Consider the following 2079-nt stretch of genomic DNA (forward strand, 5'->3'; position numbering starts at 1 on the left):
TGAAGCCCTGGACCGCTTGCTGCCTTGGTCACCGTCGCTGCCGCTGACCGTACGCGTATTTAAATCATAATCTCATCATAGACAAGCCCACATCCTCTTGCCAAGGTGTGGGCTGTTTGACGCTTACTTTTCAAAGGAGTGAGTTCATGGTAGATGAACTTTATGGGCAAATGTTGGTGGCCGAAAAAGTTATTTTTAATGATGAAGCAAAAAAACATTCAATTAGTACTGTATTGAACAAATTGATCGTTCCCACGATTCCCTCTGTTGCTATTGCTGATGTTTATATGAAAATCGTCATTCCTAGATCAAAGCTTGATATGATCGTGGGAATGAAAGCATCTCTCCAAGTTGTAAACGAAGCTGGTATTTTAGTAAACGACAAAGATTTGCCTGATATCATGAACTATAGAGAAGTGGATATGATTCCCGGTATTGATATCTCGACAAATTTCCGTTTTTTAGTTTTAGAGACTGGGATATATACATATTTGCTTTACGTGGGGGAAAATGTTTTGGCTTCCTACACTTTAAACGTAGTTTCTGAGGAATCTATATTGAAAGGAGGTGAAAAAAATGGCGGGATGCCCTAATGGATGGAAGTATGTCAACAACTGTGAACCAGAATATCATTGCTCCACGACGGATTGCGATAGTGATAGCAATCGAAATCAAAATTACAAGCAGTTTTATCACAGATGCTCCACTACCGTAAACAATATCAAGTATTCTGACTGTTATTATGCTTCTTCTGGTAGAGATGATTGTTGCTAATATCATACGTAGTTAGAACAAATAATGTCTCTCTACAGAAGTAGGGAGACATTATTTAAGTTAAGGGTGATGTATTATTGATACTTCATTGGGACAAAGAGATAACATAAAAGTAATATCAAAGATACTGGTCTATATATCTAAAATAGTTCCGGGGAAAATTTTTTTTATTGTCTTGTTGTTTTTAATTAAGTCTGTAATCCCTTTACTTCATATATATATGACAAAGGTAATTGTAGACTCTGTCATAATTTCAATTGGGGACAAAAGCCAAATTTACAATACTCTATATCTGTTGATTATAGAATTGGCTATAACTTTGTTCACTTTTATATTATCTCAAATTGAAAACTTAGTTAAAATAAAAGCCGAAAATGAAATACAGTATTCAACTGATGAGTTATTGTTAAATAAGTGCTCTAACTTACCCCTCATCTATTTTGAAACTCCTGAAAACTACAATTTATTAAAGAGAGCTTTTTCTAGCTCTGGCGGAAAAGGAATAAAAATCATCTATTCAGTTTTTACAATTCTACAAAATGTTGTTACGTTGCTCGGGTTTACTTTGGTATTGTTTCAAATTCATTGGATTTTATTTTTTTCTCTTTTTCTTCTCTTGGTAGTATATATGGTTGTTACAATACAGTTCGGAAACAAGCAATATGCCCAAACAGTAGAAATGTCAGAAAATAACCGTAGACAATCCTATTTATCGGAACTGTTAAGATCTAAGGATTCTATTAAAGAATTAAAGATATTTAAGCATTCAGAATATTTAATAAAAAAATGGACGAAGTATTTTTGGATATCCAAGGATGAGGAATATAAATTACACACACTAAACGCTACCAATCAAGCAGGATTGGAGTTGTTTAAAAGTTTTCTCAATTTTGGTTTTTTAGGACTCTTACTATGGATTGTTATAGAAAGAAAGCTAACTGTTGGTGATTATGTTTCATTATCAATGACGTTATCATCGACGTTGGTGATAATGCAGGTAATTGCAAACCAGATGGCTATAACCTACACTACTGCTCCATATATTCGTGACTTTTTGAGTTTCCTAGAAATAAAAGAGGAGCCAAAAAAGATTCTGCGTTTAGAAAAAAATATGCTTCAACAATCTATTGAGATAGAGAACATATGCTTCAGCTATCCTAGTTCAGGTGAGGTTTTATCGTAAGCGTCTAATAACCAGGTGTATTGAAAAAGAAAAGCCCATGGTTCATGAGAATCCATAGGCTTTGCGTTATGTACAATGTTGCCTAACTGCTGGACTCCATGGAAGGTGCTCATCAAGCAACT

The 2079-nt window shown here is 34.4% G+C and carries 2 protein-coding genes; both read left to right on the forward strand.

What is annotated here, in order from left to right:
• Window positions 1-146 precede the first annotated feature (146 nt).
• Window positions 147-593: a hypothetical protein gene (locus GSF01_RS29040; RefSeq protein WP_159888751.1), complete on the forward strand. Its 447-nt coding sequence runs from the start codon at window positions 147-149 to the stop codon at window positions 591-593.
• Between the two features lie 269 nt (window positions 594-862).
• A complete protein-coding gene (locus GSF01_RS29045) occupies window positions 863-1957 on the forward strand; it encodes an ABC transporter transmembrane domain-containing protein (RefSeq protein ID WP_159888752.1) in 1095 nt (364 codons plus the stop codon).
• The last annotated feature ends 122 nt before the right edge of the window (window positions 1958-2079 follow it).

The sequence above is a fragment of the Paenibacillus puerhi genome, from assembly GCF_009846885.1.
Taxonomy (GTDB): Bacteria; Bacillota; Bacilli; order Paenibacillales; family NBRC-103111; genus Paenibacillus_G; species Paenibacillus_G puerhi.

Bases quoted from the DNA above. Each gene is read 5' to 3' on its own strand.
- GSF01_RS29040 (WP_159888751.1), top strand. From the start codon at position 147: ATGGTAGATGAACTTTATGGGCAAATGTTGGTGGCCGAAAAAGTTATT.